The organism is Paenalcaligenes sp., assembly GCF_030152715.1.
GTDB lineage: Bacteria > Pseudomonadota > Gammaproteobacteria > Burkholderiales > Burkholderiaceae_B > Paenalcaligenes > Paenalcaligenes hermetiae.
In genome coordinates this window covers 21,459-30,034 of record NZ_JASLIX010000110.1, presented here as the reverse complement: position 1 = coordinate 30,034, position 8,576 = coordinate 21,459, and the positions used below count along the sequence as shown (strand labels likewise).

The following is an 8,576-nucleotide window of genomic DNA, read 5'->3' as shown; positions in this document are numbered from 1 at the left end:
GGCTGATGTGGGGTTTGGTATTGAGACGGCAGCCAGGCGTTGTGGTCTTGAGTTTATTTCCCTAGAGCAAGAGCGGTATTTCTTTGCTTTTCACCAAGACATGGTTAATAGTGCCATCATACAGTCTTTTCTTTCCGTGCTACGTAGCCCTGACTATAAACACTATATGCAACAGCTTGCTGGTTATGAGTCTGAGCACATGGGAACGATTTACACTTTAGAGCAGCTACTACAGCAAGATTTATCCGTATCGCTTTAATCCATTTTATGACGCACTCCTCTGCCCCTACTACTTTGTCCATGAAGGCAAACCCGTCACACCCTACGGTGATTCCGTCTCAGGGCGAGGGCGGGGTTTTCGATCAGCGCCAACGACCATTACGAGACTTACGTATTTCTATTACAGACCGCTGTAACTTTCGCTGTACATACTGTATGCCGCGCGAGGTGTTCGGTGCTGATCATGCTTTTTTGCCGCAACCCGAGCTTTTGAGCTTTGAAGAAATCACGCGGGTAGCGGCAATAGCGGTTCAAATGGGGGTACAAAAAATACGCTTAACAGGGGGCGAGCCTCTTTTAAGAAAACATGTAGAAAAGCTGGTAGCGATGTTAGCGGCATTGCGTACTCCAGAGGGGCATCCGATAGAGCTAGCGATGACAACGAATGCAACGTTGCTGGCACAAAAGGCAGCCGCATTAAAAGAGGCCGGTCTACATAGAGTAACGGTTAGCTTGGACGCTTTAGATAGCGCGCGCTTCACTCAGCTCAGTGATAGTCAGGTAGCGGTAGAGCGAGTATTGGCTGGTATAGAAAAAGCGGCAGAGGTGGGGCTGGCTCCGGTCAAGGTGAATATGGTTGTACGTAAAGGCATCAATGATGACCAAATATTACCTATGGCGCGTTACTTTAAGGGCCGAGGCCATGCGCTTCGTTTTATCGAATACATGGATGTAGGAAATACGAATGGCTGGGAAATGTCCGAGGTTGTGACGGGAGCCCAGATTATCCAAACTTTGGCCTCTGAGTTCGAGCTGGAGCCGGTGCAAGCCACCTATTATGGCGAGGTGGCGGATCGGTATCGTTATGTGGATGGCAGTGGGGAAATCGGTATTATTACCAGCGTATCCAATCCATTCTGTGGGGATTGTACGCGCTTGCGCTTATCCCCAGAGGGGCAGTTTTTCCTTTGTCTTTTTGCTAGTCGTGGTTATGATGTACGCCAGTTATTGCGTCAGTCAGCCTCGGATGCAGAGGTCGCAGCTTTTATGATGGAGGTATGGCGTGGCCGTCATGACCGTTACTCAGAGCTACGAGGACAAGGTCTGGCGCCTATGCATAAAATTGAAATGAGTTATATAGGCGGTTAATGCAACACCATCTCACTGGGGCGATATTGACGGGGGGTATGGCACGCCGTTTGCAGCCCTTAGGAAAAAATATCGATAAAGGTTTAGTGGACTTGCATGGTAAACCTTTAGTGGCTTGGGTCGCCGCTACCTTAGCGCCGTTGAGCCAACAGCAGCCTTTATTGATTAGCGCGAATCGCTACTTGCAGTGCTATGCGCATTATGGGCAAGTCGTGCAAGATCCAACCATTTTTTCAGGTTACCAGGGCCCCTTAGCCGGGCTATATGCGCTTTTATCTGCTTGTACCACGGACTGGTTGATGGTGTTACCGGTCGACACCCCATTTGTACCATTTTCGGTGGTACAACGGTTTTGGCAAACGCGCTCGCGTTACCCATTACAGCGCGCTTTTTTTGCGCGCCATGAGCGTGACCACCCATTGTGTTTGTTGTTGCATCGCTCGTGCGCGCCGCATTTGGCTACGTATTTACAACAGGGGCAACGTCGTGTTTTTGGTTGGCTCCAACAGCAAGAAGCGGTAGCCGTAGATATGCATCAGTTTGATGCTACTGTGTTTTTGAATCTTAATACCCCGGAAGACCTTGAAAACGCCCGCCAGCAGGCGTTTTCATCGAGGTTGTGATCAGGCGATTAAAATCCCCAGTGTTTAAAATCATAATAAGCGATGGTATCGCCATTTTTGATTTCGGTGTGGGCGGGAATACGCGCTAAACCGGTGGCCCAAGCCAAAGAGCTAATGATCGCTGAGCCTTGTTGGGCATGTGGAGTTAGATACATAAAGCCATCTGCATCTGGGCGCACCTGTACCCGAATAAACTCTTCGCGTGAGCCTTTGAAGGTTTTGGTGCTATCGAGCTTGCCATAAAAGACCCGAGGTAAAGCATGCCGGCGACCTTGGAGAACGCGGATCATAGGTGAGACCATTAAGGTAAACACGGCATAAGCGGAAACCGGGTTCCCCGGCAGACCGACAATAGGCGTGTTACGCAGATGCGCTAAAGCTACCGGTTTGCCGGGTTTCATCCGTACTTTCCAAAGCTGCATTTCGCCGCCTAAGCCTTCAATGGCGGGTTTCACCAAGTCTTTATCTCCCACAGAAACCCCGCCTACAGTTAAGACCAAATCGCAGCTCTCGCACAATGTGCTGAGCGCTTGTTGAATATCCTCTAGCGTGTCTTTAGCATGCAGTGTCAAATGGACTTGCGCTTTGAGTTGCTGTATGAGTACTGCTAGCATGGGAGCGTTAGAGTTATAAATCTGCCCCTCTTGTAAAGGCTGCCCAAGTTGCGCGAGCTCATCGCCTGTTGTGAGAATACCGATTTTGGGAACAGGATAAACGTCAATATGCGTGATGCCCTGCGAAGCAAGCATGGCCACATGACCGCTGCTTAGGCGCTTGCCTTTAAGGATAATGGTTTTATCTTTGCCCATGTCCTCACCTTGGTAGCGGACATTGGCGCCGGCTTTAGGGAGCTGGTGGATAGTGACTTGATCATCTTGTTCACTGCAGTTTTCTTGAATAATAACCGTATCTGCTCCCGCTGGCATAAGACTACCCGTGAATAAGCGGATCGCATGGCCAGGTTTAAGCGCTTGGGGGACATCCCCCGCATAGCAGCGTTGTTGAATGGGTAATGCTTGCTCGGGTGTGACATCGGCTATACGTACCGCATAACCATCCATGGCGCTGTTGTCTGCAGGGGGAATATCGATAGCCGCTAGGACATTCGTGGCGACGACGCGCCCAACGGCATCCGCAATAGGAACGCGTTCCGTGCGAGTGGGACGGACTGCGGCTTGAATAAGACGATCTTGAGCGGTATCGAAATCTAACATAATGCCTCGTAGAGTTTAGGATTTAGTGGCGCAGTGATCAGCAAAATTGCAGGGTTTGTGCTGGCTATTGAGCTGCTCCCGGATAATGCGCGTCCAAGCCAAGCGACAAGCGTTGGTCGAACCAGGAATACTGAAAATAATGGTCTGGTTGGCTAAGCCTGCGAGCGCATTGGATTGGATGGCAGAGCTACCAATGTCTTGATAGGAGAGCTGGCGGAATAATTCACCAAAACCCGTTACAGTTTGGTCTAATAGGGGCTCAATGGCCGCAATGGTGTTTTTTTGTGGACCAAAGCCAGTCCCCCCGTTAGTTAGGATAACGTGGATGTTTGGGTCAGCAATCCATTGACTAATGATTTTGCGCAATTCGTAAATATTGGTGGGGCAAATAGCGCGTTCAATGCATTTGTGGCCGGCTCGTTGTAGTTGATCAACCAAATAATCACCAGATGTATCATTAGCGGCTGTACGGGTGTTGGATACCGTTAACACCGCACAGTGTAAACTAGTCATGTTGTTGCTCCCATTGTGCTGTTTTGGTTACATCACTGTCACGTTGCTGTACCCAGAATTTTTCACCGGATTGTAAAGTTTCGCGTTTCCAAAAAGGGGCGCGCGTTTTGAGGGCATCGATAATGTATTCACCCGCAGCAAAAGCATCGCCTCGGTGGATACTGCATACCCCTACAAAGACAATTTGTTCGCCTAGGTGTAGTTCGCCTACGCGATGCACCACACAGTAGTCTAAAATATCCCAACGTTGTTTAGCGTATTCACAGATATCTGTGATTTCGCGCTCACACATACCAGGGTAGTGTTCTAAAAATAACGTTTCGGTGGGGGAATCGGGGTTAAAATCGCGTACATAGCCAATGAAACTTAATAGCGCGCCATTTTGTCCGGCGTGCTTTTGATGTAAGCGCTCGATGAGATCGCTGACCTTAAAGTCATGTTCTTGGACCGTTACCATATTCTTACCCCCCTGTGACTGGCTCAAAAACCGCGACTTCGTCTCCTGGTGTGATGATGGCGTCGTGGTTAACGTGATACTGGTTAACGGCGACCTTAAGCCGTTCCTGCATGGGCGCTAGGGCGGGGTAGCGTTCTACCAGTTGTGTTAGCCAAGTACTGACTGATGTAGGGGCGGCTATTTCCCAGCTTTCTTGACGCTGCTGCGTCAGCTCAGCGACTTGGGCAAAATACAAAACAGTAATGCTGGACATACGTATCCTTGAGGTAAAAAACAATCAACGCTCAGTGGCTTGCCACACGCCGGATTTGCCACCTGATTTGCGTAGCAAGCGTGTATTTTCAATCACAATGCCTTTGTCGGCAGCTTTGCACATATCGTAAATAGTGAGCGCCGCCACACTAGCTGCGGTCATGGCCTCCATTTCTACGCCAGTCGTATAGGAGCAGCGACAGGTGGCTTGGATATGTACCAGGTGTTGTTGGCTATCTAATTCAAAATCAATGCCAACAAAGTCCAAGGCAAGTGTATGGCATAGGGGGATTAGCTCTGCACAGCGTTTGGCGGCTTGAATCCCCGCAATGCGAGCGGTATTTAAGACTTCGCCTTTGGCATTGGCTTGAGCTGTTAATAAGGCAAAGGCGTCGGTACTTAACCGTACGGTGCTAGCAGCAATGGCTTCACGGGCGCTGCGATTTTTGTGGCTGACATCCACCATGCGAACCTGGCCGCTGGCGTCCAAATGCGTCAAGCTAAGATCTGAGTCGGGATGTGTAAAACCCATAGGTTTCTCATTGTTGAAACGAGCTAAGCTCGCAGGGTTAAAGAGTAGGACTCTATTATAGCCAGCTTGCTGAAAATCGTTGCAAAAACCCAATTGAAGTAAAAGATTGAAAAATAGACAAATTTTTCCCGAGAGCTGTACCTTTTGCCTACAATGAATCATTGCTTAGGCCGATTGGCTTAGGCGTATTTTTTAACCCGCTGCTTTTTTATTTCCATGTTTAATACGATCGGTGCTTTTTTCTCTTTGTATTTGGCAGCCCTAGTGCTACTGACTGGTTCAGGTTTGTTTAATACCTATATGGGGGTGCGTTTAACGCAGCTTTCCGTATCAGAAATTTGGGTGGGAGCATTATTAGCCATATTTTATTTAGGTCTAGTCGTAGGGGCGCGGGTAGGTCATAAGCTCATTTTAGGTATTGGGCATATACGGGCTTATGCCGCCAGTGCGGCGTTTGTGACGGCAGCGGTTTTAATTCAAATTCTTGTCGATAATCTGTGGATCTGGTTAGTGCTGCGTTTTTTTGCCGGTGCCGCCATGGTGACGCAGTTTATGGGCTTGGAAAGTTGGCTCAATGAGCAAACAGAAAACGAGCAACGTGGGACGGTTTTTGCTTTTTATATGGTAATGACCAGTTTAGGTACGGTATTAGGGCAAATTGTTTTAACCTATTTTCCACAAATGAATTATGAGCCGTTGGTTTTTGTGGCAATTTGTTCTGTGATGAGTTTGGTGCCGGTGGCATTGACGCGTCGTTTGCACCCGGCTTTACAAGTGCCAGCACCCATTAACGCCAAATATTATGTGGAGCGCGTCCCGTTATCGATTATTGTGCTATTGATTGCGGGGATGGTGACAGGAGCTTTTTATGCACTGGCTCCGGTTTATGGTTTGCGTGCCGATTTAAACAGTGAGCAAGTGGCGGTTTTTGTGGCGGTATCGGTTGCTGCGGGGGTGTTGGCTCAGTGGCCTATCGGTTGGCTTGCTGACCGCTTAGGTCGGGTGTTGACCATTCGGATCAACGCACTCTGTTTGTTTTTACTGGCTTTGCCTTTAGTTGGTTGGCTAAGTTTTTCCTATACGTGGTTGTTAATTTTTTCTGCCGCTTTTGGGGTGTTGCAGTTTACGCTTTACCCATTAGGTGCCGCTTTTGCCAATGATAACGTAGACCCTGACCGTCGTGTGGGGCTAAGCGCTATTTTATATATGGTGTATGGGGTTGGGGCATGTGTAGGGCCGCTGTTGGTTGGGATTTTAATGGACAGATGGGGTAGCCATTTCTATTTTATTTTTGTGGCGGCCTGTGGTGCTCTTTTAGTTGGATTGATTCGTCCACAAAAAGTAACGGGCGATCACTTAAGTCAGGATGCGCCCACCGAGTTTGTGCCCATGGCCAGTGTGCCTTCTGCGGCGGCAGCGGCATTAGACCCACGCGTGGATATTACGAGTGATATTTCGCATGATCCGGTCATCGAAGAAGAGAGTGAGCCTGTGGCTGAGGCCACAGACCCGAGTGTAAAGGGGAGCCCAGCGTCAATGGGAAATTAACGAGGCACTAGCGCTATAATGGCGCAGATGGCAAGACCAATACCCAGTAGGCTACTGCGACTTAACTTTTCTTTAAAAGCAATCGCACCGATCACCGTTCCCACACAGATAACCCCAATGTTCATGGCCGAGAAAACCAGAGTGGGGTTATCGGGGAACTGCTGATGAGCCCGAATATAGAAATAAATATTGCCAAAATTCAACAAGCCTAATAATAAGCCTGCATAGAGATTGCGTAGACGCCACGTTACTTTTTGGCTTAGTAGCCAAATAAAGAGCAAAACACCGGCTAAGCTAAAGGTAATCAACAAACTACTACTAAAGGCTGCTCCACTTTTAGCGAGCTGCTTAAAAAGCACGTCTATGACCCCATACCCTACCCAAACGCCTAAAAGCCAATGCATAGCGTGGGGGTGGGGCGAGCTATCGACTTGCTTTGATCCTAAGGTCAAGCACCATAGTGCTGCCAGCCCGAGCAATATGCCAAGTAGTTTAAAGCCTTGTAATGACTCACCAAAAATCAGCACCGCTGCAATCAGTGGGATGATTAAAGATAAGCGCTGTGCTGCATCACTGAGTACAATGCCGGCATGTTTAACGGCTTTGGCCATAACCAAGAATATACTGGGAAGCAGTAATCCTAAGGCAATAACCACCCAGTAAGGGGTGGTGGGGTTATGGATAAAGCCCTGGGGGTCAGGATTCAGGAGTAATACAGTTAAGGTGACCGCCATTACATAATTAAAGGCAATGGCTTGGGCCACATCAATCTGCCGGCTCCGTGCTATTTTTAGCAAAACGGAGACAGCAACACTACAGCTAATGCTTGCAACTAAAGTGAACATTTAAAGTGCCTCGGCTACTGCGCGGGCTCGACCACATTGGCGGATGGCATTGGGATCGATTTGTTTACTTGGGCAGTCTTCCATAGCGTAGCTGCGTTTTTCTGCGTGTAAGCCAAGGCGCTCAAAGAGCTTTTGGTCCGCGACAAACTGTGGGTTGCCTGTGGTAAGTAATTGATCGCCATAAAAAATGGAATTGGCGCCAGCCATAAAGCAGAGGGCTTGGGTGGCATCGCTCATATTGCTACGCCCTGCCGATAAGCGTACAGCGGCTTTGGGCATGGTAATGCGAGCAATGGCAATCGTACGTACAAATTCAAACTCGTCCAAGTCTTCGTTATTTGCTAATGGTGTGCCTTGAACACGCACGAGCTGGTTAATGGGTACGGATTCGGGGTAAGGGTTGCGGTTAGCGAGCTGGGCAATAAATTTAGCGCGTTGCTCTCGACTTTCTCCTAAACCTACAATGCCACCTACACAGCTTTTTAATCCGGCTTTTTGCACGCGATCGAGGGTGTCAATGCGGTCTTGGTAGGTACGCGTGCTGATAATTTCTTTGTAGAAATCTTCAGAGGTATCGAGGTTGTGATTGTAGTAGTCAAGGCCGGCTTCTTTAAGGCGTTCGGCCTGACCATCTTTGAGCATACCTAAGGTAACGCAGGTTTCCATTCCTAATGCTTTGACTGCTTGAACGAGCTCAATGACTTGATCGACTTGTTTTTCGGTAGGGGAGCGCCATGCTGCCCCCATGCAAAAACGTTGGGCACCACTATCACGAGCACGTTTGGCTGCAGCCACAACTGTTTCTACATCTAAAAGTCGCTCGTTTTCTACATCGGTATTGTATTTAGACGATTGAGGGCAGTAGCTACAGTCTTCAGGGCAGCCCCCTGTTTTAATAGAAAGCAAGCTGGATAGCTGAACGGCATTGGCTTCGTGGTGCTCCCGGTGCACTTGTTGTGCTTGCCATAACAGATCCATTAATGGAAGTTCATATAAGCGAATGATGTCTTTAACAGACCAAGTGGTGGTGTTTTGATGTGTCATGTGCCTCTCCTAATCATTGATGGGCACAATATAGAGAGTTTTGCGTCACGTTCAAAATTTACAAAATGTAATATTCGAGTGGTTTTTATAATTTATTTGAGAGTTAACTGTATTTGACGGCAAGTTAATGCAAAATAAGGGCAAATAGGGAATTTTGCAGAATCTTTTTGTTACGTTTTG

Annotated in this window: 11 protein-coding genes; 4 read left to right on the top strand and 7 right to left on the bottom strand. The window is 48.3% G+C overall.

The window, feature by feature from the left end:
• The 3 genes from Q1V74_RS08765 to mobA all read left to right on the top strand — a co-directional run.
• The coding region (locus tag Q1V74_RS08765) for a substrate-binding domain-containing protein (RefSeq protein ID WP_300648197.1) at positions 1–259 on the top strand (259 nt) is incomplete at its 5' end.
• A gap of 41 nt (positions 260–300) precedes the next feature.
• Complete coding sequence (gene moaA, locus Q1V74_RS08760) at positions 301–1,368, top strand: GTP 3',8-cyclase MoaA (protein WP_300648201.1); 1,068 nt, start codon at positions 301–303, stop codon at positions 1,366–1,368.
• Positions 1,368–1,991: a molybdenum cofactor guanylyltransferase MobA gene (gene mobA / locus Q1V74_RS08755; protein WP_260649326.1), complete on the top strand. Its 624-nt coding sequence runs from the start codon at positions 1,368–1,370 to the stop codon at positions 1,989–1,991. Before moaA ends, mobA begins: the two co-directional genes overlap by 1 nt.
• 8 nt (positions 1,992–1,999) lie before the next feature.
• Here mobA and glp read toward each other — a convergent pair whose 3' ends face one another.
• The 5 genes from glp to moaC are packed head-to-tail and all read right to left on the bottom strand — an operon-like array spanning position 2,000 to position 4,959.
• Positions 2,000–3,205, bottom strand: a complete 1,206-nt coding sequence (gene glp / locus Q1V74_RS08750; protein WP_300648193.1) for a gephyrin-like molybdotransferase Glp — start codon at positions 3,203–3,205, stop codon at positions 2,000–2,002.
• Positions 3,206–3,220: 15 nt separating this feature from the next.
• The gene (gene moaB / locus Q1V74_RS08745; RefSeq protein WP_260649324.1) at positions 3,221–3,718 is read right to left on the bottom strand and encodes a molybdenum cofactor biosynthesis protein B; all 498 of its coding nucleotides are present in this window, start codon (positions 3,716–3,718) and stop codon (positions 3,221–3,223) included.
• Positions 3,711–4,175 (bottom strand): molybdenum cofactor biosynthesis protein MoaE, encoded by a 465-nt coding sequence (locus tag Q1V74_RS08740; RefSeq protein WP_300648191.1) that lies wholly within the window; start codon positions 4,173–4,175, stop codon positions 3,711–3,713. The genes moaB and Q1V74_RS08740 overlap by 8 nt, the downstream gene beginning before the upstream one ends.
• Positions 4,176–4,179: 4 nt before the next feature.
• Positions 4,180–4,434: a molybdopterin converting factor subunit 1 gene (gene moaD / locus Q1V74_RS08735; protein WP_300648199.1), complete on the bottom strand. Its 255-nt coding sequence runs from the start codon at positions 4,432–4,434 to the stop codon at positions 4,180–4,182.
• A gap of 18 nt (positions 4,435–4,452) precedes the next feature.
• Positions 4,453–4,959 carry a cyclic pyranopterin monophosphate synthase MoaC gene (moaC, locus tag Q1V74_RS08730; protein ID WP_300648189.1) on the bottom strand — a complete coding sequence of 169 codons (507 nt, stop codon included), beginning with the start codon at positions 4,957–4,959 and terminating at the stop codon, positions 4,453–4,455.
• 216 nt (positions 4,960–5,175) lie between these two features.
• On the opposite strand from moaC, the gene Q1V74_RS08725 reads away from it, so the two are divergent.
• Positions 5,176–6,507, top strand: coding sequence for an MFS transporter (locus Q1V74_RS08725; RefSeq protein WP_300648187.1), 1,332 nt, complete (start codon positions 5,176–5,178; stop codon positions 6,505–6,507).
• On the opposite strand, the gene Q1V74_RS08720 is transcribed toward Q1V74_RS08725, so the two are convergent.
• Positions 6,504–7,352: an EamA/RhaT family transporter gene (locus Q1V74_RS08720; protein WP_300648185.1), complete on the bottom strand. Its 849-nt coding sequence runs from the start codon at positions 7,350–7,352 to the stop codon at positions 6,504–6,506. The genes Q1V74_RS08725 and Q1V74_RS08720 overlap by 4 nt on opposite strands.
• Complete coding sequence (gene bioB, locus Q1V74_RS08715) at positions 7,353–8,396, bottom strand: biotin synthase BioB (protein WP_300648183.1); 1,044 nt, start codon at positions 8,394–8,396, stop codon at positions 7,353–7,355. It lies immediately after the preceding gene.
• Positions 8,397–8,576: the final 180 nt, after the last annotated feature.